The sequence below is a fragment of the Streptomyces sp. EDA2-14 genome, assembly GCF_054963755.1.
Genome location: NZ_JBUEGE010000009.1, coordinates 182233 through 204405 on the forward strand (window position 1 = coordinate 182233; position 22173 = coordinate 204405).

At 68.1% G+C, this 22173-nt stretch carries 19 protein-coding genes; 7 read left to right on the plus strand and 12 right to left on the minus strand.

The window, feature by feature from the left end:
* Window positions 1-84 precede the first annotated feature (84 nt).
* Genes ACY34M_RS22770 through ACY34M_RS22780 form a run of 3 tightly spaced genes read left to right on the plus strand, consistent with a single transcriptional unit; the run spans window position 85 to window position 2758 of the window.
* Window positions 85-723: a UbiX family flavin prenyltransferase gene (locus ACY34M_RS22770; protein ID WP_462719865.1), complete on the plus strand. Its 639-nt coding sequence runs from the start codon at window positions 85-87 to the stop codon at window positions 721-723.
* Complete coding sequence (locus ACY34M_RS22775; RefSeq protein WP_462719866.1) at window positions 720-1268, plus strand: NADPH-dependent FMN reductase; 549 nt, start codon at window positions 720-722, stop codon at window positions 1266-1268. The genes ACY34M_RS22770 and ACY34M_RS22775 overlap by 4 nt, the downstream gene beginning before the upstream one ends.
* Window positions 1265-2758, plus strand: coding sequence for a UbiD family decarboxylase (locus ACY34M_RS22780; protein ID WP_462719867.1), 1494 nt, complete (start codon window positions 1265-1267; stop codon window positions 2756-2758). The genes ACY34M_RS22775 and ACY34M_RS22780 overlap by 4 nt, the downstream gene beginning before the upstream one ends.
* A gap of 44 nt (window positions 2759-2802) precedes the next feature.
* Here ACY34M_RS22780 and ACY34M_RS22785 read toward each other — a convergent pair whose 3' ends face one another.
* From ACY34M_RS22785 to ACY34M_RS22815, 7 genes are all read right to left on the minus strand, one after another.
* A complete protein-coding gene (locus tag ACY34M_RS22785; RefSeq protein WP_462719868.1) occupies window positions 2803-4497 on the minus strand; it encodes a subtype B tannase in 1695 nt (564 codons plus the stop codon).
* 700 nt (window positions 4498-5197) lie between these two features.
* Entirely contained in the window at window positions 5198-6508 is a 1311-nt protein-coding gene (locus tag ACY34M_RS22790; RefSeq protein ID WP_462719869.1) for an MFS transporter, read from the minus strand.
* Window positions 6509-6773: 265 nt separating this feature from the next.
* Entirely contained in the window at window positions 6774-7727 is a 954-nt protein-coding gene (locus tag ACY34M_RS22795; RefSeq protein WP_462719870.1) for a catechol 2,3-dioxygenase, read from the minus strand.
* Window positions 7724-8779, minus strand: coding sequence for a 4-oxalomesaconate tautomerase (locus ACY34M_RS22800; protein ID WP_462719871.1), 1056 nt, complete (start codon window positions 8777-8779; stop codon window positions 7724-7726). Before ACY34M_RS22800 ends, ACY34M_RS22795 begins: the two co-directional genes overlap by 4 nt.
* Entirely contained in the window at window positions 8776-9471 is a 696-nt protein-coding gene (locus tag ACY34M_RS22805) for a 4-carboxy-4-hydroxy-2-oxoadipate aldolase/oxaloacetate decarboxylase (RefSeq protein ID WP_462719872.1), read from the minus strand. Before ACY34M_RS22805 ends, ACY34M_RS22800 begins: the two co-directional genes overlap by 4 nt.
* Window positions 9471-10226 carry a PIG-L deacetylase family protein gene (locus ACY34M_RS22810; protein ID WP_462719873.1) on the minus strand — a complete coding sequence of 252 codons (756 nt, stop codon included), beginning with the start codon at window positions 10224-10226 and terminating at the stop codon, window positions 9471-9473. Before ACY34M_RS22810 ends, ACY34M_RS22805 begins: the two co-directional genes overlap by 1 nt.
* Window positions 10227-10272: 46 nt before the next feature.
* On the minus strand, window positions 10273-10926 hold the full coding sequence (locus ACY34M_RS22815; protein ID WP_462719874.1) for a GntR family transcriptional regulator: 654 nt from the start codon (window positions 10924-10926) through the stop codon (window positions 10273-10275).
* 365 nt (window positions 10927-11291) lie between these two features.
* Between ACY34M_RS22815 and ACY34M_RS22820 the strand changes: the two genes are divergently transcribed.
* Window positions 11292-12473: a TAXI family TRAP transporter solute-binding subunit gene (locus tag ACY34M_RS22820; RefSeq protein ID WP_462719875.1), complete on the plus strand. Its 1182-nt coding sequence runs from the start codon at window positions 11292-11294 to the stop codon at window positions 12471-12473.
* Between the two features lie 7 nt (window positions 12474-12480).
* Here the strand turns inward: ACY34M_RS22820 and ACY34M_RS22825 are convergent, their stop codons facing one another.
* The 4 genes from ACY34M_RS22825 to ACY34M_RS22840 form a co-directional block, all read right to left on the minus strand.
* Window positions 12481-13857, minus strand: coding sequence for a sensor histidine kinase (locus ACY34M_RS22825; RefSeq protein ID WP_462719876.1), 1377 nt, complete (start codon window positions 13855-13857; stop codon window positions 12481-12483).
* Window positions 13857-14528, minus strand: a complete 672-nt coding sequence (locus tag ACY34M_RS22830; protein WP_462719968.1) for a response regulator transcription factor — start codon at window positions 14526-14528, stop codon at window positions 13857-13859. Before ACY34M_RS22830 ends, ACY34M_RS22825 begins: the two co-directional genes overlap by 1 nt.
* 16 nt (window positions 14529-14544) lie before the next feature.
* Window positions 14545-15807, minus strand: coding sequence for an MFS transporter (locus ACY34M_RS22835; RefSeq protein WP_462719969.1), 1263 nt, complete (start codon window positions 15805-15807; stop codon window positions 14545-14547).
* 612 nt (window positions 15808-16419) lie between these two features.
* Window positions 16420-17229, minus strand: a complete 810-nt coding sequence (locus ACY34M_RS22840) for a helix-turn-helix transcriptional regulator (RefSeq protein WP_462719877.1) — start codon at window positions 17227-17229, stop codon at window positions 16420-16422.
* 207 nt (window positions 17230-17436) lie between these two features.
* Here ACY34M_RS22840 and ACY34M_RS22845 point away from each other — a divergent pair, with 207 nt between their 5' ends.
* The 3 genes from ACY34M_RS22845 to ACY34M_RS22855 are packed head-to-tail and all read left to right on the plus strand — an operon-like array spanning window position 17437 to window position 20416.
* Window positions 17437-18078, plus strand: a complete 642-nt coding sequence (locus tag ACY34M_RS22845; RefSeq protein ID WP_462724122.1) for a hypothetical protein — start codon at window positions 17437-17439, stop codon at window positions 18076-18078.
* A complete protein-coding gene (locus tag ACY34M_RS22850; protein WP_462719879.1) occupies window positions 18079-19194 on the plus strand; it encodes an MAB_1171c family putative transporter in 1116 nt (371 codons plus the stop codon).
* A gap of 31 nt (window positions 19195-19225) precedes the next feature.
* A complete protein-coding gene (locus ACY34M_RS22855) occupies window positions 19226-20416 on the plus strand; it encodes an amidohydrolase family protein (RefSeq protein WP_462719880.1) in 1191 nt (396 codons plus the stop codon).
* A 29-nt stretch (window positions 20417-20445) separates the two neighbouring features.
* Here ACY34M_RS22855 and ACY34M_RS22860 read toward each other — a convergent pair whose 3' ends face one another.
* Window positions 20446-21330: a helix-turn-helix domain-containing protein gene (locus ACY34M_RS22860; RefSeq protein ID WP_462719881.1), complete on the minus strand. Its 885-nt coding sequence runs from the start codon at window positions 21328-21330 to the stop codon at window positions 20446-20448.
* Between the last annotated feature and the right edge of the window lie 843 nt (window positions 21331-22173).

The window sequence follows — 22173 nt, forward strand, 5'->3', positions numbered from 1 at the left end:
TGTGGACAAGGTGGGTATGGTTGATTCCGCTCCTCGCCCCCGGTGCGGTGGACGCCGCCCGACCCAGCGAGAACGGAGCGCCGCATGGTGGCCAGGACCGAGGAACCCGCCCGATTGGTAGTCGGTGTCACCGGCGCCACGGGCATCGTCTACGCCGTGCGGGCGCTCGACATCCTGCGTGAGCTGGGGATCGAGTCCCACTTGGTCGTGTCGAAGTCGGCTGCGCTGACGCGGGCCTACGAGACTGACCTGAGCAAGGACGACCTCGAGGGGCGTGCGGACGTCGTGCACCACCACACGGACGTCGGTGCGCCGCTGTCGTCGGGGTCCTTCCAGACGTCAGGGATGCTGATCGCCCCGACCTCGATGCGCACCCTGGGGGAGATCGCCTCGGGGGTGACGTCGTCGCTGGTGTCGCGCGCCGCCGACGTGACGCTGAAGGAACGACGACCGCTGGTCCTGCTCGTCAGGGAGTCGCCGCTCAACCTGATCCACCTGCGCAACATGACGGCTGTGACCGAGGCCGGAGCGACCGTCTTCCCGCCGGTCCCGGCCTTCTACTCCAGGCCGTCGACGATCGAGGAGATCATCGACCACACCGTGGGCCGCGCCCTCGACCAGTTCGGTCTGCGCACTGACGTCTTCCCGCGCTGGGATCAGGACCTTCGGGACAGCGCCCGAAGGAGCGGCCCGCAGGGCGAGCCCGCGGGGGAGGACGCATGAAGATCGGGATCATCATCGGTTCCGTCCGCGAAGGACGCAGGGGCAAGACGGTTGCCGACTGGGTCCAGGCGCATGTCACCCAGCGCGCCGACGCGGAGTACGAACTCCTCGACCTCAAGGAGTTCGGCGTCCCGCCGCTCACCTCGGCGACGGTTCCCGGTGCGGCGAACAAGCAGTACGACGACCCCCACGTGACCCGGTGGAGCCGGGCGGTGGACGCATGCGACGGCTTCGTCTTCATCACTCCGGAGTACAACCACGGGGTGCCGGGGTCGTTCAAGAACGCGTTCGACTCGCTCGGCTCGGAGTGGGCAGGCAAGACGGTCGGATTCGTCTCGTACGGCGCCGATGCCGGCGTGCGCGCGGTGGAGCAGTGGCGCCAGATCGTGGCCAACTTTCAGATGCTCGACGTCCGCGCCTGCGTGGCGCTCTCGCTCTTCACCGACTTCGCGGAGGACGGACTTGCGCCCCTGGAGCGGCGAGACGGCGAACTTGCCACGCTCTTCGACCAGTTGACCGCTCTCACGAAAAGGCTGGACGCATGAGCGACAGGACCGCGCCCGCGCCGAAGGCACCGATCAAGGACCTGCGTGAGGGCATCGAGCTGTTGAAGCGGCAGCCGGGCCAGTTCGTCTCCACCTCCGTCGAGGTCGACCCCACCGCCGAACTCGCCGGCGTCTACAAGAAGGTCGGCGCGGGCGGCACGGTGACCCGCCCCACCAGGGTCGGCCCGGCCATGCTGTTCGAGAACGTCAAGGGCTACGACATCCCCGTGATCGTCGGCGTGCTCGCCGCGCGCCAACGCATTGCCACGTTCCTGGGCGCGGACGTGAAACAGCTCGGGCGGCACATGCTCAACGCGATGCAGCACGCGAAGGACCCGCTCATCGTCGACGAGGCCCCGTGCCAGGAACAGGTCCACCTCGCCTCCGACCCCGGCTTCGACATCCGCAAACTCCTGCCCGCGCCCACCAACACCCCCGAAGACTCCGGACCGTACTTCTGCATGGCGGTGCTGCGCGGAACGGATCCCGAGACCGGCAAGCACGACGTGACGATCCACCGTCTGTGCGTGCAGGACAAGGACGAGCTGTCGGTCTTCATGCAGACCGGGCGGCACATCGGCTTCATGTACGAGAAGTACGAGGCGATGGACAAACCGATGCCGATCACCATCTCGATGGGCATCTCGCCGGTCGAGTACATGGCGATCTCGTTCGAGCCGCCGTCGACGCCGTACGGGTTCGACGAGCTCGAGTTCGCCGGCGGCCTGAAGGGCTCGCCCGTCGAACTGGTCAAGGCCAGGACGGTCGAGGAGTACGCCCTCGCGTCCGCCGAGATCGTCATTGAGGGCGAGATCCTTCCTGGCCGCCGCGTCGCGGAGGACCAGCACTCCGGCACCGGCTTCGCCATGCCCGAGTTCCCCGGCTACGACGGGGTGGCCAACCCCTCGCTGCCCGTCGTCAAGGTCAAGGCCGTGACCACCCGCACCGACCCGATCCTGCAGACGCTGGTCGGCCCCGGCGAGGAGCACGTGAGCCTGGCCGGCATCCCGACCGAGGGCTCGCTCACCCAGGCCCTCGACGACGCCCTGCCCGGCCTCGTCAAGAACGTCTACGCCCACCCCGCGGGCGGCGGCAAGTACGTCGGGATCCTGCAGATCCACAAGCGCGACCACAACGACCAGGGCCGCGAACGCCAGGCCGCCATCGTGGCGTTCGGGGCGTTCCCGGAGATGAAACACGTCATCCTGGTCGACGACGACGTCGACATCTTCGACACCGACGACGTGCTGTGGGCGATGACCACCCGTTTCCAGGCCGAACGCTCCGTCATCCCGATCCCCGGCGTCCGCTGCCATCCACTGGATCCGTCGGCGGACCCGGAGTTCCTGTGGACCAACGCCGACCACGGCATCTCGACGAAGGTCATCTTCGACTGCACCGTGCCCTGGGAACTGCGCGACAAGTTCGTCCGCGCCCCGTTCCAGGACGTCGACGTCACACGGTTCCTGCCCGATTGGACCGGCGCCTGACGGGACGAGAGGTGCTCGGCCGGGGAACCGGCCGAGCACCGGTCCTACTTGCGGTCTCCGCCGGCGAGCGGGTCTCCGGCCTTCTTCACGACCTTGGCGATCCAGGCCATGGCCTCGGGCACGTCGTAGTTGCCGGCGTGCGGCTGGTTCCAGGCGAGTTGGAAGTCCACGTCTCCGACCTGCGGGTCCGTCTTCAGCGCGCGGTCCAGGTTGATGCCGATGATGAAGGAGGTGTCGCGGTCCCGCGTGCCGTTGCGGACGTACCAGTGCGGCGCCGTGTCGGCGTCCTTGGTGCCGATGAAGTCCATCGGGTTGATGAGGTGGATCTGGTCGTCCACGGTGGTGGACTTCTTGGCGGTGTACTGCTTCCAGGTCAGTCCGGTGTCGTCGAGGCCGCTGCCGTCGCCCGGGACGTTGTTGTGGTCCCAGCTGAACTCGGTGTAGTTCATGTACTTCTGGGCGTACGGGCCGAACAGGTTGGTCTCGGTGCCGCTCGTGGTGTTGCCGTACACGCCCACCGCGTCGAAGGCCGGCGTCGTCTTCAGTGTGGCCTGGGTGGCGACGAACTTCAGGTACTTCGTCATGTCGACGGAGCGCACCTTGTTCGCGGCGTTGTCGACGTCCAGCCAGTCATTGACGTACGACTTCGTGCCGCCCCCGCCGGGACCGCCGGACGTGATGACGAAGTCCTCGCCTAGCGCCGGGATTGTGTTGGCAGAGTCGGCCTTGAGATACGTCTCCGCCGAGCGGACGACTTCCTTCTTGATGGTGTCCAGCATCGTGGCGGCCGTCAGCTTCGAGCCGTCCGGGTTGCGCAGGCCGAGGTTCTTCTCGTATGCGGGGAACTTGGCCGCGATCGCCGCCGCGTCCGCCGGGTGCGCGTTCGAGCTGGTCTCATCTCGGCTGCCGAGGATGTTGTAGAGCCACTCATAGGCGACGTCCGCGTTGCCGAGATCTGTGATCGGGCAGTACGCGTTTACCGCGAACACGTCGTCGCGCAGCGTGCTGTGGCCCTTGGCATCGATGCCGGCCGCACCTATCGCCTTGAGGTAGGAGTCGTACTCGCTGTCGTTGCCGGAGGCACCCAGGATGGAGGAGAGCGCGCCGCCGCCGCTGGTGCCGTTGACGACGATCCGCTCGGAACTGCCCGGTATCGCGGCGTCGTTGAGACGCAGATAGCGCACCGCGGCCTTCGCGTCGACCGCCGCCGCCGGCGCCTTGCCCGGCGACGAACCGTCCGCGCCCACCAGCCCACGGCTGCGGTTCGCGACGTCGACGAAGACGTAGCCGGCCTTCAGCGCCGCACCGACGTTGCTCGTCGAGCTGTTGTAGGTGGCGCCGGCGGTGACGCTCGACCTGACGTAACTGGCCATCCAGCCGGAGTTGTTCACCGCGAAGTACATCGGCGCCCGCTGGTCGCCGAAGGCGCTCTCGGGCACGAACACGTTCATGCTCTCGTAGCCGCAGCGGGTGTTGCTGATGGTGGTGGTGCCGCCCATCCCGGGCTGCTGCGCGGCGGCGGCGACCGGGTTGGCGACGTAGCAGAGCTCCTTGTACCAACGCACCTTCACCGGCTGGTCGTCGACCGTGACGGTGATCGTCGTGTAGGCGCTCCTGTCGAACGCCAGCGCCGCGTCTTGTGAGTCCACGACATGGCCGCGCTCGTGCGAGCCGGACGCGACCGCGAGCGAGGCCGGCGTTGCGAGCGCCGTCAGCGCGAGCGAGCCAACGATCGCCATACCGCGCAGGCGGCGCTTGCGGGTCGGAGTGTGCCCCTCCTGACGTCTCGTGGGGGCAAGAGCGGTGCGTCGTGGCGACGCGGAGAGCCGCTGCATGAAGTCTCCTCATTGAGTACCGAGTGGTTCGCCGGATGTCTCGGGTGCAAGGCGTCGTGCACGCTATAGCTGTGTTAACAATCTGCACAACAATTGTGCTGACATTCTCAGGAAGGCCGATGAGGTCGCGATACCGAGGGGCGAGGAGACCTGGCCGAGGGGCTCCCCTCGCCGCGTCTGCAGACGGTGGAGGTGGCGATCGTGATGAGGGGTGATGCCAGGCTGGGCCGGCAATCTGAAACGGCGGGACGCCGACGGCACCGTCTGGCCGCACTCAAACCCGACCTCACCTCGAATCGCGGTGGACCGACTGCCCTCCGGCGTACCCGGCCGGGAGGTGGTGGTGGGCGCAACCTGTGCTGTCGGCGTCAGTGGCCGAGCGCTCGCGTTCGGCGACGCCTATTCAAGGGGGCGCGGTCGGCTCAGGAGCGCGTCACCGCCGACCGGTTCGCGTCGCGAGGGTTCGACCACGGATTCGACGATCCGGGGCGCCTTTGCGGAGGTTCCGGATAGGGCATCTGCGACAGCGGTCTCACTGGTTTTGAGCGGGCGCTGCGGGCTCCGTCGGGTGGATCGCTGAAGTGACGCGGCCCGCCATGCGGCGTCAGCGCTGCGCCGAGCGCGTCCTGATTGTGAGGGCGGCCAGCGACATCATCACAGCGCCGATCAGAGCGGCGCAGGCGTACATCGTGAAGCCGATGTCGGCGTTGCCCGCCGCGATCAGCGCACCGCCGATCCACGGGCCGAAGATGGCACCGAAGCGCCCCATTCCGGAGACCCAGCCCAGGGCGGTGGGGCGGTCCTCGTCGTTGTGGTGGGTGCCGACCGTCGCGTAGACCATGGTCTGGCCGGAAAAGAGCAGCAGCCCGGCGAAGAAGACGACCGTGTACAGGAGGCCGATCGACATCTTGACGCCCATGAGGTAGACGAAGACCGCGGTCAGGATGAACCAGGCGATGACGACCTTGCGCGGGCCGATCTTGTCGGCTGTGCGGCCCGCGATGAGCATGCCGCAGATGCCGCCGACGTTCAGGAACGTGGAGAAGAGGAGCGAGTCACCAGTGTCGTAGCCGAGGTCGACCATGATCTTCGGCAGCCACTGGCCGACCCCGTAGACCAGGAGAAGGCCCGCGAAGGACGTGAGCCAGAAGCAGAGCGTCGTAGTCCACTGGCCGCCGCGGAACAGATTCTTCAGGGCGTCGAGCTTGTCGGTGCTGCGCTCCTTCGGCTCGGGCAGCTCGGTGCCGAAGTCGGCGGCGAGCTGCCCGGCTTCGGCGTGACGGCCGCGGGTGAGCAGGTTGGTGGGCGACTCGGGCAGCATCTTGTAGGCGATCGGCAGCAGGATCAGGGCCGGAATCGCGGAGGCGATGAAGGCCGAGCGCCAGCCGAAGTCTTCGACCAGCCACAGTGCGATCAGCGGGGCCAGGGCTCCGCCGGTCTGGTGTGCGGTCATGATGATGCCGGTGGCGAGGGCGCGGCGGCCGCGCGAGGTGAACTCCATGCCGTACGAGATCGCGATCGGCAGCAGCGCGCCGAGGCCGAAGCCGCACACAAAGCGGAAGAAGCCAAACTGGCCAGTGGACTGTGACCAGCCGGTGCCGAGCGTGGCCAGAGTGAAAATTGCGACGCTGGCGAAAACGGTGACGCGGCGCCCGATCCAGTTCGACGCCATACCCGACAGGATCGTGCCGAGCAGCATGCCGAAATTGGACCAGCTGCCGATCGTGCCTGCGACGTCGGGTGCGAGCCCGAGGCTGTGGCTGCCGAGCATCTTGGGGAGTACGGAGCCATAGATGAACGTGTCGATGCCGTCCAGGAGGACGAGTCCCCAGCACAGGGCGACGACAGCGTTTCGGCTTCGGCGGGCCGTTGGCCTGCTCGCCTGGGCGAGCGGGGAGGTGGCGGAGGAGGACATCGTTGTTTCCTCTCGTGCGGGACGACAGGACGAGGCCTGGTCCCAGGCTGCAAGGGCGTAGGGAGCGTGGCGGTGCGGCTCGCGCGGCCGGATGCGAGACGGCCGGAGCGTGCCCCTGAGCTGCTGACTCCGCTGGGAGCCTCGAGCTCGCTGTGGCGTAGACGTTAGGAAGCCATGACTGCTTCGTCAACGCTTTTGTTAACAATTTCGGCAACGATTTGGCCCCAGGGGCGGTCAGCCACCACCTCTGGGGCCAAGGCTCGGGTCAGGGCTTGATCGGTGGGGTTCCGTGGGTGTGGAAGGACTCGATGGTCTTCAGGCCCCAGGCCTGGCCCTTCTTGCGCTCCTCCTCGGTCCACGTGATCAGTGGCCAGTCGGGCGCGAGGACAAGGCGGGTGAGCGGGTTGCACAGCTCGATGCGGTTGCCGCCGGGCTCGTAGACGTAGAGGAAGAACGTCTGCTGGATGGCGTGCTTGTGCGGGCCCGTCTCGATGAACACGCCGCTGTCGATGGCGAGGTCGGCGGCGCGCAGGATGTCCTCGCGGTTGTCGGTCGCGAAGGCGATGTGGTGCAGGCGGCCGTTGGCGCCGGTCCAGTCCTCGGTGTAGACGACGTCGTACGACTTGTTGGTGAAGGTCAGCCAGCGCGCGGCGACGCGGCCGGTGTCGAGGCGGATCTGTTCGGTGGGCCGGGCGCCCAGGATCTGTTGCTGGTACTCGGCGTTGGCGAGGACGTCGGAGGCCAGGAAGTTGATGTGGTCCAGGCGGCGCACGCCCACGCCTCGGTTGGGCTTGGCCTGCGGCTGGTTCTTCAGCGCGGGCCGCAGTTCTTCGGGGGCTCGGTAGTGCTCGCTGTCCCAGTACAGGGCGTGCTCGTGGCCGTCCGGGTCGGTGGTGACGTAGAGCTTGCCGATGCCGGGCTCGTCCTCGACCCAGTGGCCGGTGCCGCCGGACTGCTCGACCGCCTTGACGCGCCGCTGGAGCGCCTCCTCGCTGGAGGTGCGCAGCGCGAGTCGGCCGAGACCGGGCTGCTCGCGGGCGGTGAGCACCAGGCTGTGGTGCTCGTAATCGTCGAACGCGCGCAGGTAGACGTTGTTGCCGTCCTGGCCGCAGACGGCCAGTCCCAGGAAGTCGGTGAAGAAGCCGACGCTGGCGTCCAGGTCCGGGGTGAACAGCTGGGCGTGGCCGATGTGTGCGATGTCGCCGAGCGGCGGAGTCATCGGGAACCTCCTGTGGTGGGTGCGGGGCGCGGGAAGACCGTGCCGTCGAAGAGGGTGCGGGCCGTGCGGACGACGGCGGTGCGCTCGGCGACCGGCTGTCCGTCCGGGCCGTGGGTGAGGCTGCTTTCGATGTCGGTGGAGCCGGTGGGGTGCTCGATGCGCACCCGGTCGCCCTTGGTGGGGAGTTGGGCGATGCCGGCCGCCACACTTCCTTCGATCCGCAGGCCCGCGGCGACACTGGCCGCGCCGAGCACGCCGATGGCCGTGTGGCAGCGCACGGGGATGAACGTACGGGTGGTGACGGCGCCGCCGTGCCGGGGCGGGGCGAGCAGGGTCACTTTGGGGACGGTGGCCTCGGAGACGTCACCGAGACCCATCAACTCACCCGCTGCAAGCCTGATTTCATGCAGGCGTGCCGCCAGCTCGGCGTCCGCCTCCAGCTCCCCTGGATCCTCGTATCCGGTGACCTTCAGGGATTCGGCAGGGGCGAGCACGGTCGGCATCCCGTTGTCGACGCAGGTCACCTCGATACCGGCGACGGTGTCGCGGGTGTGCCCGGTGGACAGCAACGCACCCTCGCCCGGCGGGAATTCGACGGCCACGGCCACCGGCACGCCGAGGGCCCGGCGCTCCGGCGTGGGGAACGTCGCCGTAGCCCGGTCGCCCGAGTTCACCATGCGGATGCGGACCGAGGTCTCCTCCTCGCCCGCGGGCACCAGTCCGCGCGCGACGGCGAACGGGCCGATGCCGGCAAGGATGTTTCCGCAATTCTGACGGTCCGACACAACCGGTTCGTCGACGCCCACTTGGAGGAAGAGGTAGTCGACGTCGACGTCCGGGTCCTGCGAGGCGCTGACGATCGCGACCTTGCTGGTGAGCGGGTGGGCGCCGCCGATGCCGTCGATCTGGTGCGGATCGGGGCTGCCCATCACGCGCAGCAGCAGGTCGTCGCGGGCGGCCGGGTCGGCGGGCAGGTCGTCGGCGAGGAAGAAGGCACCCTTGGAGGTGCCGCCGCGCATCAGCGTGCAGCGCAGCCCCTCGGCCCCGGTCACGAGGTGTGCTCCTCGTAAGTGCGGTACTCGACGCCGAGCCGCTCGAGCGTGTCGCGCAACCCGTAGCGGTCCAGGCCCAGTTGGCCCTCCAGGAAGGCGGCGCGGGTGGCGGCCTCCTTCTCCTCGCGGGCCCGCGACTTCTCGGCGGCCTCGGCGGTGCGCTCGCGCGGCACGACCACCACACCGTCGTCATCGGCGACGACGACATCACCGGGCCGGACGGTCTCGCCCCCGATGACGACCGGCACGTTCACACTGCCGGCGGTCGCCTTCACCGTGCCCTGCGCGGAGACGGCCGCCGACCAGGCGTGGAAGCCCATCTCGCGCAGTTCGGCGGTGTCACGGATCCCGGCGCCTGTGACGATGCCGCGCACACCGCGCTTCTGGAGCGCGGTCGCGAACAGCTCGCCGAACATGCCGTCCGTGGACGGGGACGTGGTGGTGACGACGAGGATGTCGCCCTCGGCGCACTGCTCGATCGCCGCGTGGATCATGAGGTTGTCGCCGGGCCAGGACAGCACGGTGACGGCGGTGCCCGCGATGCGGGTGTCCCGCTGGTTCGGGTGCAGGTGGTGGCCGAGGAGTCCGGTGCGGCCCATGGCCTCGTGGATGGTGGCGACGCCGTATCCGGCGAGCGCCTCGACGTCCTTGGGGTCGGCCTTGGGCGGGTCGGTGACGATGACGCCGGGCATCAGGCGAGCTCCTTCGCGATCTGCGGGTACGGGCGCATGTACGCCTCGGCCATGGTCGTGTGGGCGAGCCCGAGGTTGGGCCCGGCGTTCCGCTTGAGCTGCACACCCCGGCGCACGGCGAGGTCGGTGTAGTACTCCCACAGGTGCTGCTGGGCGCCGAGGCACTCCATGGCCTTGCGCTTGGTGTCCCAGACCTCGGTGATGTCCAGGAGGACCTCGGGCATGAAGCCGCTCATCTCGGGCTGGTGCGGCTCGAAGTAGAAGACGGGCGGGGCGCCGATGATCTCGCCCTCGCCGGGGTAGCCGATGGCCTGCGCGAGGATGCGGGCCTGCAGCGCCGTGCGGTTGGCGGCCGGGTGGTCGCCGTTGTACGGGTCCTCGACGGGGTGGGTGAGGACGACGTCGGGCTGGGTGTCGCGGTAGACCGTGACCAGCCGGTCGGTCAGCTCGGCTGTCTCCACGAGGGGGTAGTCACCGGCGTCGAAGAAACGGACGTCGGCGCCGAGGGTGGCGGCGGCGCGCTCCGCCTCGTCGCGGCGCAGCGCCTTGATCTCGTCGAGCTTCCTGCCCTCCCGCCACGCCTTGGCGGACTCGCCGCGCTCCCCGAAGGTCAGGCACGCGATGGTCACCTTCTCGCCGCGGGCGGCGGCGAGCGCGATGGCACCGCCCGCCCGCCACACGAAGTCCCCGGCGTGCGCGGTGACCACCAGGGTCGATCGTGGTGTCCCGGTGGCGGGCGCGTGGCCGTTGGTCATGCTGCATCTCCTTGGTGACAGGTGTGCACCCGCCCCCGATGCGGCGTCAGTCGGCGCTCAACACGTCGATCACACTGCGGAGGTGGGCGCGGACGGCCCTCTCGGCCGCCTGCGGGTCCCTGGCCCTGATCGCCTCGATCATCGCCAGATGCTCGCTCAGGGACTGCTGCGAACGCCCCGGACGCAGCGCCAACTGGAAGCGGTGGCGCACCAGTTGGGCGTTGAGCCGCTCCAGGAGCCCTACGGCCGTGTGCTGGCCGGAGATCTCCCGGATACGGGCGTGCAGCCCGTGGTTGAGGTCGGAGTAGGTGAGCGGGTCACCGTTCTCCACCGCCTTGGACATGGCGTCACCGAGCCCGGCGAGCTCGTCGAGCTGCGCGTCGGTGGCCTCCTGAGCCGCCTTGGCCGCGCACAGCCCCTCGAGCACCATGCGGCACTCGGTGATCTCCACGGCCTCCTCGACCGTGACGACCCGCACCCGCGAGCCGCGGTTGCGGATCCGCTCGACCAGGCCCTCCGAGGCCAGCTCGAGCAGCGCCGCCCGGATGCTCGCCCGCGTCACGCCGTACTGCTCGGCGAGTTCGTTCTCCACCAGCCGCTGGGCCGGTGACATCTCGCCGCGCAGAATCGCCTTCCGCAGTTGATCGAGCGCGTACTGCTTGGCCTGCTCTCCGGAGCCCGGACGGGCTTCCTCCGGCATGTGCCCTCCCTGAGTGAGTGCGTGTCGACGCTAAATCTAGGCGAACAGAATTGTCAACGATTTTGTTTTCACTCCGTGGGTGTGTGCTTGATTGCTGCGGGTGGGTACTGCCTTGAAGATCTTGAAGCTGCGTGGTGTCGGGTCTACTAGCGCTTCGTTAGGTTCTTGCTCTGGTGAGTGGTTGGCCGCAGGTGGTGCAGGTACCGGTCCAGCACGTCAGGAGGTCCTGCAGGGTGTCGAGGACCTTGAGTAGGCGGCGCAGGGCGGTTCGTGGCAGTGGGGCGAGGAGAGCGGCCAGGAAGGCGCGGTCGGCCGCCTGAAAACCGGGGCGTTGGTTGCCGCCGACGTTGCAGGACGGCGAGCTGGTGACGCAGCGCGAGGATCTCGATGTCCTTGCCGTGGTCGTTCATCGGGATCAGCCGCAGGGCGGTGAAGACGTGGGAGACGGCGATGCAGGCCAGGCGAACGAGCATGGGCAGAGACCATTGCCGACCGCTGTCGTCGGCGCGATAGCAGGGCTGAACTGCACCAACGTAATATTCGGCACCCACAGGGGGGAGGGCGCCGGTTCGCAGGGCTACGCTCACCGCGTGACCGCTCGTTCCCCGACAGCCCGGCGCTCGCTGCTTGTCCTGGCGGCAGTGGGTGCCGCGTCCATTCCTGCCGTACGGACCTCGTGGCGCGGTCGGCGACCGATCGTCATGGCCACGGGGGTGACGGGCGCGCCGTACGGAGTCTTCGGCAGGCGTCTGACGCGGGAAATCAACGCACACGACCGGTCCTTGGACCTCCGCGTCCGCAATACATCTGCAAGCGTCGACAACCTACGGCTGCTTGGCACCGGCGACGTCGATCTGGCTCTGGCGCTCGGCGACAGCGCCGCGGACGCCTTCGAGGGGGCCGGCGCCTTCCCTGTCGCGGAACCGGTCTCGGCGCTGGCCCGGATCTACCTCAACTACACCCATCTAGTGGCTGATACGCGTGCAGGAGTCGGTACCGTGTCCGACCTCGCCGGACTGAGGGTGTCGGTCGGCGTGAGGGGATCGGGCACCGTCACGGTCGCGCAGCGGGTGCTGTCGGCAGCCGGTGTCGAGCCCCGGGAACTGCGCTACCTAGGGCTCGACGACTCGGCCGGTGCCCTGCGGCGCGGGGAGATCGACGCGTTCTTCGCATCCTGCGCGGTGCCCGCGCGCGCGGTGCGGGAACTGGCCGACGAACGGCGCGGCGTGCTCGTGCCGCTCGGCGGGCTGGCCAGGGGCCTGCGACACAAGCACGGGCCAGCTTACGTCGACGTGTCTGTGCCCGCAGAAACCTACGGGCAGCGTACGGAAGTTCCGACGGTCGGGGTGGCTACCTATCTGATGGCCCGGTCCGGTCTGCCGGCCGAGGTGGCCTACCGTGTCATCAGAGCGATGTTCGCTGCGCGGCTGACGCTGCCCGGGCCGGAGGTGCCTGGTGCCTATCTGGATGAGAGGTATGCCATCGGTACCGGTCCGGTGGCGCTGCACGCGGGTGCGGCGCGTTACTACCGCACCGCCTACGGCTGATGTCCGCTCAGTCGAGGCCGCCAGGGAGCCGAAACCGGACTACCAGGCCCTGCGGCTGGGCCGGGAGCAGGTCCAGCGTGCCGCCTGCCGCGCGGGCCAGTTCGTCGGCGATCGCCAGGCCCAGTCCGCTGCCGTCGATGCCGCCGTGCCGTGAGGAGCGCCAGAAGCGGTTCCGTGCGGCCGTGAGCTCCTCGTCATCGAGCCCCGGCCCGTCGTCTGCGACCGTGAGTACCAACTCCCCGTGAGCGGCGGTTCCGGCCCGCAGGGTGACGCTGATGTGCCCGCCGCGCGGAACGAACTTGATCGCGTTGTCGACGGCGATGTCGGTGATCCGTCCCAGGGTCTCGGCCGGGCCACGGGCGTGGAGCGCGCTCGGCAGTTCGGTCCGTAGACTCAGTCCGCTGGCGTCCGCAACCTCCTGCCATACGTCGAGTCGGCGTTTGAGGTCGGCCACGAGCTCCCCATGCCCGGCCTGCGCCGGCCCGTTCGCTTCGATCCGTCCGAGTGTGAGCAGATCCTCCAGGAGGATCTCGAGCCGGTTCAACTCCAGCATCACCTCGTCGTAGCGCTCGGCACCGGAGGCGGCCACGTGCGCCCGCAGATTCTCCAGACGCAGTGACAGTACGGCCAGAGGTGTCCGCAGCTCGTGGGACGCGTCCGCGACGAACGCGCGCTGCTTTTCCATGGCGGCGGCCACGGCATCGGCCATGTCGTTGAAACGGTTCTCCAGCCGGCGCAGTTCGGACGGTCCGCCACCGGAGCCGGAGGCACGCGCGGTCATGCGCCCGCGCGCGATGGCCTCGGTGGCAGCATCGAGTTCGGCGACCGGCCGCAGCGTCCAGCGTGCGAGCCGGCGGGCGGCCTCGACGGCCACCGCGAAGGCCGTCAACATGCCGCCCGCCAGCAGCAGCCAGACACGGGCCACGTCGTACCGTGCATCGGAGGTAGGAGCGGCCAGCAGCAGCACGCCGGTCACCCGTGCGTCGCTGCCCACTGGCTCGGCGATCACCACCCGGCCCGGTCCGAACAGCGTGATCAGCGGGAGGCGTTCGGTGGTCCGGCCGGCCAGCGCGCGCCGGAACGGCCCCGCACTGTTGGCCACGCCTCCGCCCGCTTCGACCAGGATGCGGCCGTTGCCGCGGCGGACCTCGACCGGAGCGTCGTAGAGCGCCGTGTACCGGGTGACCTCGGACCGCAGTACGGTCGTGTCGCTTTCCTGAATGGCCTGCTCGGCTAGGTCGGCGAGACGCGTGGCGTCCGCGCGCCTCGAGAGCAGCACCTCGGCAGTGCGTTCCTGGGCGTAGGCCAGACCGAACGGCAGGACCAGGGCGAGCAGCACCCCGCCGATGAGGGCGAGATAGGTGACCAGGAGCCGACGACGCATCACTGTGCCAGGCGGTAGCCGACGCCCCGCAGCGTCTCGATCAGATCGGGCCGGCCCGTCTTGGTGCGGATGCCCCACACATGGACGTCCAGCGAACGCGAGGCGGCGAGGAAGGCGTCGCCCCAGACGGCATCCATGATCTCCTCGCGGCTCCGGGCCACCCCTGGGGTGCGGGCCAGCAGGGCGAGCACATCGAACTCACGGGCCGTCAGTGGAACACCCTGATGCGCCACGGTGACGGTGCGGGCCGCCAGGTCGATCAGGACGTCCCCCACCTCCACCGTCTGAGGTTCGGCCTCCTGCGCGATCGGCGGAGCCTGCCGGGTGCGGCGGCGGACCGCTTCCATGCGGGCGAGGAGTTCCTTCACGCGGAACGGCTTGGTGAGGTAGTCGTCTGCCCCGGAACTCAGGCCCTGCAACACGGTTCGTTCGTCACCTCGCGCGGTCAGCACGATTACGGGAATGGCCGAGACACGGCGCAGTCTTCTGAGCATGTCCAGGCCGTTCATGTCGGGAAGTCCGAGGTCGAGGAGCACGAAATCCGCCATGTCCTTGCGGCGCAGGCCCTCTTCGGCGCGTACCACCCGCTCGACCAGGTAGCCGCGCTCGAAGAGGGCCAAGGAGAGGGCGTCGGCGAGCCGCTCGTCGTCCTCGATCAGCAGCACACGCACACGCATGGCGACCAGGCTATGCCGCGACTTCAGTCGTACGGGACCCGGGATCCTCGGCCTTGGAGAACGAAACCCCCTTCGTCTCGCGGATGGTGAGATACACGATCAGTGAGATGGCGGCGCAGCCGGTCACGTACCAGAAGAATCCGGACTCCATGCCGGCGTTCTTGAACCACAGCGCCACGTACTCCGCCGTGCCGCCGAACAGCGCGTTGGCCAGTGCGTAGGGCAAGGCAACGCCCAGCGAGCGAATACGTGCCGGGAACAACTCGGCCTTCACCAGGGCGCTGATCGAGGTGTAGCCGCTGATGATGAGCAACCCGGCGATCATCAGCAGCAGTGCGCCACTCATCGTCGAGACATGCCCCAGTGCCGTCATGAGCGGGACGGTGAACAGCATCGCGCCGACACCGAAGGTGATCAGCAGCGGCCGGCGGCCGATCCGGTCCGACAGGGCGCCGGCCAGCGGCTGGACCCCGATGAAGACCAGGATCGCGACGAAGCTCACGAGGGAGGCCTCGGTCCTGCTCAGCCCGGCGCTGTTGGACAGGTACTTCGTCATGTACGTCGAGTACGTGTAGTCAGCCAGAGTGCCGCCCATGCTGAACCCGACGACGAGCGCCACCGTGCGCCGGTACTCCCACAGGCCGCGCAGCGTGCCGCGCTCCTTCTCCCGGCCCGTCTCCTCGACGGCCTGCTCGAAGGACTCGGTCTCGACCAGACTGCGGCGGAGGTAGAACACGGCCGCGGCGCCCAGAGCGCCGAGGATGAAGGGGATGCGCCAGCCCCAGGAGGACAGCGTCTCGTCCGACATGGTCCGTTGGAGCACGATCTGCAGGCTCAGCCCGATCAGCTGGCCGACCTTCATCGACACCATCTGGAAGCTGCAAAAGAAGCCGCGACGATGGGCCGGGGCTGCCTCGCTCAGGTATGTCGCGCTGGCCGCGTACTCCCCACCCACGGACAAACCCTGGAGCATCCGTGCCAGCAGCAGGATGACCGCGCCCCAGTAGCCGATCTGGCCGTGTGTGGGGGCGGCGGCTATGAGGAGGGCACTGAGCGACATCAGGAGAACGGTGACGTTCAGAGCGGTCTTGCGCCCCTTGCGGTCACCTAGGCGTCCGAGCAGCCAGCCGCCGACCGGACGCATGAAGAAGCCGACCGCGAAGATGCCCGCGGTGTGCAGGAGTTGGGATGTCGCGTCGCCTTCGGGGAAGAACGCCGAAGCGAAATAGACGGAGAAGGTCGAGTAGACGAACCAGTCGTACCACTCGATCATGTTGCCGACCGAGCCACCGATGATGGCTTTCCACGGACTGCGTGTAGCGGCCCGCGCGCCTGTCGTGGACACAGAGCTCTCCCGTCTGTTTGGTGTGGGTTCCTGAAGTGATCCCGCATCACCGCAGGTCGCAGGCAGCTTGACTGATTGTCCGCCGGGCAACCAAGGCCTCGTGGGCAGATCTAACCCGTGCTTAAGACTTCGGTTCTGGGTGTAGTAAACGGTCCGCGGAGCCGCCTGATGGCAGAGGTCGCTCTGGAGGGCGAGTGGGAAGGCCGACAGACGCCCAGATGCTGCCGACGGGTGCGCACCTTGAGGTGGGCCGAGGCGCGGCCATGGTGACGCGGATGATGCAGTGTCCCCGTCGGTGCCGAAGGCGAAGTCAGCGCCGGTTCTTGAGGAGAGCGGGACCCAGTAGGCACAGGGGTGTGCCCGCTGGGACTCTGCCCGGCGGCGAGAACGAAGAGTCACACCTACTGTGCCGAGAGCTGATAGCGGCACGGAACGTTAACGAGATCTTGGTGACGCGGCGTCCTGCTTCGCGAAGTAGACAGACGGAATCAGCCGATGCTGGCCGGCTCTTCGTCTGCCGTCCACGGTGGACTGCTGCTTTTACAAGCGCAGCAGTACCACAAGGCGTTGATCCTGCTTGCTCATCGGAGCGAAGGCCATGATACGAACACGAATTTCCTCGCCGTCGTGGTAGGGCAGCGAGAATCGACGCTCGTCGCCGTCGGGGTGGGCCTGCGCCTGTTGTGTGGACCAGAGCTCGCGAGCTTCGGCGTTTCGCTCAAGGATGTCGTCGCGGAGCCGGGCGAGTTGCGGGTTGTCGGGATGCGTGGCAATGGCGAACCGGATTTGTGCGAGAAAGGGAATAGCCCAATCTTCGCGCCAGTTGACGAGCTGATCTCGCGCTTCCGGGTACAAGAACGCGAACCGCATCAGGTTGCGCTCATACGGCAACCAGGGGAACCAGTCCTCCTGAGGCTGGTTGTGGGCGACGATGTCCCACCATAGGTTCGAAACGTAGGCAGGATGCGGGAGCAGCGTATTTAGTACCGCCTGTAGATGCGCATCGACTTGCTGGTCAAGTCCGCCCTCCGCCGGAGGTGGCGCGTGTCCCAGCGCCAGTTGGTAGAGGACGACTCGCTCGGCTTCGTCGAGCCTGAACGTCATGGCCAGACGCTGTACGAACTGCTCCGACACGGGGCGGGGGCTGCCGCCCTCCAGCTGGCGATACCAAGAGCTCGCAACGCCAGTGAGGGAAGCCACCTCATCCTGGGTCAGCCCCGGTTTCAAGCGCCTGCGCGTCGAATCGATACCAGGAATGCGGCGGTGGTCCAGGCGCTCTCGCCAACGGCGGAGCAAGGGGCCTAGCTCGGGGGACAGCGAGTGCTTGCGTGTATGGGCTGCGTCACTCACGTGTTGGCGTTACCTGCCTCTCGAACGGACATATATGGGTGCTATGTCCAATTATGTGTGCGGGTTGGCATATGCAGAGAGCGACATCCCGAATGCGTGTCGGTCATCGCGAGAATGGGTGCTCTTAGTAGCGCCACCGCTAGTGGCGGAAGTGGATGTGCAGGATTACTGATGCACAGCAGCATGAGTAAGGGAGCCTGACCGGCCATGTCCATGTGGTGGCGTACAGCCAGAACCGATTCGCTGCAGAGTCTGCTTGGCAGGCAGGACTCGGAGGACGGCAACACGGCGCGATCACTCCCTGGCCTGCGGCAGCGGGGTCCCGAGGGGAACGTCCGTGGTCGTGACCTGGAGCGGCGGATTCGCCGACTTCTGCGCTCGCTCGATGTCCAGCCGCCGTTGAGCGTGTCGGACCTGTGCGCGGCGCTGTCCCGTCGCCGAGGCCGCCCCATTGAGTTGCGGGCCTTTCCGTTGCCGAGCGGCGGGCCGCTCGGCGCGTGGCTCGAGATGGCGGCGAGTGACGTGATCGTGTTCCAGAAGGAGACCACTCCGCATCACCAGGACCACATTGTCCTGCACGAACTCGGGCACATCCTGGCCGACCATCCGGGGCCGCCGGGCACCGCAGTATGGGAGGCGCTCCTTCCCGGGCTCAAGGCGGATGCGATCCACCGCGCGCTCCACCGGTGTTCGTACGACACCAAGGAGGAGCAGGAGGCCGAACTCGTCGCGACGATCGTGGGGGAGTGGGCGACGATCCTCGACCGCGTCTCCCCTGACCAGAGGAGCACCGACCCGTCGGTGCGCCGAGTGCAGGCCGCCCTCGGAGATCACCAGGGGTGGCTGTAGATGGCCGTCCTCTTCCTGGTTGGGCTGGTCGCGGCCGTCGGCTGGAAGTTCTACCAGCTGTCCAAGGCGCCGCAGGACCGGTCCCTGCGCTCGGTGACCCTCTGCCTGGCGTGCGCCGCGATGTCGTACCCGTTTGCGATGCCGGGCGGGGCGACCGGATTCGACACAGTGGCCGGACACGGCACTGCCAAACTAGTGCAGAACGTACTGCTCCTTGCCACCGTGTACTTCCTGATGTGCTTCTACCTGTACGCGTCCGCAGATGAGGGCGGCGGGCGGCGTCGGGCCCGCGTCGAGGGCCTCGTCGTCGCCGCGGTCGCGGCGTCCGTCTGCGTCGCCGCTGCGACCGTTCCTCACCAGGCCCTGGCCGGAAGCTTCTCCACCACTGACATGACGGTTGGGCAGGTCGCCTTCTTCTACCTCGTGACCGGCCTGTATCTGATGTACGCCCTGAGCGCCGCCGCGCTGTGGACGCGTCGCTATGCGCGGGCGTCGGCGAAGCCGCACTCGACCGGGCTGTGGACGGCCGGGGCAGGGATGTTCGGTATGGCGGTCGCATGCGCGATCCGGGCCGTCATCGTCACGGTGAGGTGGCGCGGGGGCGACATCGCCGAATCGGTGCTGGCCGCGGTCGCCGTGCTTCTCGTGATCTCGACCCTCCTCTTCGTGTTCGGCATTACGTATCCGGGTGTCCGTGCCCGACTGTCGCATTGTCGGCTGTGGCTGCGGCATCGACGCGAACTCGCGCGGCTCGAACCGCTGTGGATGTTGATGGCGGAGGCCGCCCCGCACACAGTGCTCAGCCCCCGGTCGTCGTCCCTCCGGGATCGATGGCGTGCACGTGGTGTTCATCGGCGCCACCACCGCCGCATCGTCGAATGCCGTGACGGGCTCGTCGCCATCAGCCCCTACCTGGTGCCAGGCGACGGCCGTCCGCTCAGCGACGACCCTCAACTCGTCGCGCGACGCGTGCGCAGCGCCGTACGTGACCACATGAACTCAACCGAGAAGCCTATGCCCGCCCGGTCCTTGGCCGTCATCCCGAGACAGCGCAACCGCGAGGCCGAAATTCAGGAACTCCTGGCCCTGTCCGACGCCCTGCGCTCCACCCACTGAACCGCCCCCACTCGCGAAAGGGAACCCCCACATGCTCATCACCGCCGCCCGCGTTCTGGCCGGAGCCGACCGGCACGTCATCGCCGACGGAGCCGTTCTCGTCCGTGACGGTGTCATCGCCTGCGTCGGTCCGCGCGAAGAGGTGGAGCGCCAGGCCCGGCCCGACGAGTCCCGGTTCATCCACCCCAACGGGACGGTGCTGCCCGGCCTGATCGACGCCCACGTGCACCTGTGCTTCGACGCGGGCGCGGACCCGGTCGCCACCCTCCAGGGGCAGGACGACGAGGCGCTGTTCACCGACATGCGGGCCCATGCCGTGCAACTTCTGGGCGTAGGTGTGACCACGGCTCGCGACCTCGGCGACCGCAACGGCCTCGCTCTGCGTCTCGCGGAGGATGTCGCCTCGGGCCGGGCCATGGGTCCGCGCATCGTCTCGGCGGCCACGCCCGTCACCCCGCCCGATGGCCACTGCTGGTTCCTCGGTGGCGAAGTCTCCGGACCGGACCAAGTGCGCGGTCTTGTGCAGCGCAATATCGACGCTGGCGCCAAGGTCATCAAGGTGATGGAGACTGGCGGAGGCCTCACCAAGGGCGGCGCCAAGAGCTGGGAATCCCAGTTCTCCCATGAAGAATTGGCAGCCCTGGTGGAGGAGGCGCATCGCGCCGGACTGCCTGTCGCCGCACACGCGCACGGCGTCGACGGCATTACCGCCGCGGTCGAGGCCGGCGTCGACACGATCGAGCACTGCACCTGGATGACGGCCGTCGGGTTCGAGGTCCGTGAGGACGTGCTCAAGCAGATCGTCGAGAAGGGGATCTACGTCTGCCCCGCGGTGAGTCCGCACTGGCCGATGCTGCCGAAGTTCTTCGGTGAGGAGCGCGCGGAGGCGATGTTCGATGCGGTGCGGCAGATGGCCACGGCGGGTGCGCGACTCATCGCGGGCACGGACGCGGGTGTGCAGCGGGCGGGCTTCGACGGCCTGCCTTCCAGCCTCACCTTCTACGCGCACCTGGGCGTACCCAATGACCGCATCCTCGCGATGGCCACTGCGGATGCCGCTGAGGCGCTGGGAGTTGGCGATGTCGCCGGGCAGCTCACCGTCGGCTACAGCGCGGACGTACTCGTGGTCGACGGCGATCCGCTCGCCGATCTGGGCGCGCTGAAGTCTGTCGAGAGGGTCGTCGCGGCGGGCAGGCACCACGAGTTCGGCGCCAACGCGTAAGCGGGAGACACCAAAAAGAGTGGGGTTACTCAGTGCCTGGGGCCGTCGGTCCCGGGCACTTCTCGATCGGCCATCTCCTCGACGACCTGGTTGAGGAAGGCCAGCAGCTCGTCCGACATGCCCTCGGGGCCGAGCCCTCGTGTGGCGACCCGCCCCACGGCTCCTGTGCGTACAGCGGCGAGCATGCGCAATCCTTCGACGACCTGACGGGCAACGGTGTCGTCGTTCTGGAAGTACATGGGGGAGACGCCGAACAGCTCGGCGAGGCCCTCGGTGACGATTGGCGACAGGTCGGTGTCGTCCCCGGATCTCAGGGCCCGGGAGCCGTCTGATGTCAGGATCTGCGCCCCGGCGTGGTCGTTGACCGCCTCGGCGATTTCCGCGTCCGAGGGGGGTGTCTGGGTGCCCGGATACGAGTGCTCCAGCAGATACGTGATCTTCTCGGCGACCGTTCGGGGCATCACCGGGGTGCTCGCCGGGGCCGGCACCTCGTTTCCGAACGATCGCTCCTGTGCCGCGAGCAGCTCGTCCAGGCTCACGCCGTAGGCCTTCGCCAGCGTCTCCTGGAACTTCTCGTTGAGTCGGCGCTTGCCGCGCTCCGCATTGGCGACCGGACCTGAGCTCTTTGTGCCGATCAGCTCTCTCGTCTGGTACTGGCTGTAGCCGGCGTCGCAGCGCAGGTCGGCGAGATCGGGGAGATCGCCCGACCTGCGGGGGAAGAGCTCGTCCAGGGGTAGGCCGAAGAACTTCGCCAGAACGGGGAGCTTCTCGCCGTCGGGTGCGGAGGAACCCAGTTCCCAGCTGGCCACCGTCGAGTCGCCGACGCCCACCGCTTCGCCCAGCTCACTCTGGGTGATGTTCCGAGCGCGCCGCAGCGCGCGCACCCGGTCGCGGTCGAAGTGACGAGGGGCCATCGGAGGGCTCTCCCGAAGCTGGTTCTCTAAATCGCGGAAATTTCAGTATGTTGATCCGACGCTCAAACCGGGATAGGTTCAGTTTGGCGAATCAAGGTGTTCAACCTACACCCTTCGCCGCCCGCCTGCCCATGTCGGATCCGTGTCCTACGCCGCGCGCGGCGACTCGTTCCGACGAGGGCAGTACCGGCTGCCTGACGCCTGCACCCCCTCGTTCGATGGGGCGGAGATGTCGAGTTGGCGTCGAAGTGGATCGAGGCGGGCTGTCCGCTGGAGCGTCGAGGGCACCACGCATATGTTGCTGGTCCCTCGGCTGCGAACGCGGAGCCGCCCCAACGTGAAGGAGCCCGACTGGAGTTACCCAGACGCCCGCCAGGGCGCCCCCGCCGGGGGGAAATAAAACCGGCGCCCAGAAGTTCGCACCTTCCGGACGCCGAGGCCGCCACCCCATAGGGGAGACGGATTCATAACCGGAGCAGGTCGGCTGGCCTTTTCGACGAGAACGGCCGTCCCACTCCACCTACGAGTGAGGAATTCTCGCATGCCCGAACAACACACAGGAAGTGCACGCACCGCCCGCGTACCCGAGCACGCTGCCGCACACGTCAGCGCTGGCCGTCACCGTCTGGCCCGGCTCCTGGCGGAGATGGTCCCCGGCGCCCGAACCTTCCGCATCACCCTTCGCGAGCCCGCCCGAAACTGGCCGAGCCCCTACGCGAGCGCTTACGACGCGGATGGCTGCCGCATACCGTTGAACCGACTCCGAGCGCGTACGGCGGCCCGCTGGATCATCCGTGCCTGCCCCGAGGCGGACTGGACGCAAGACCACGTCCTCGCCCTGGC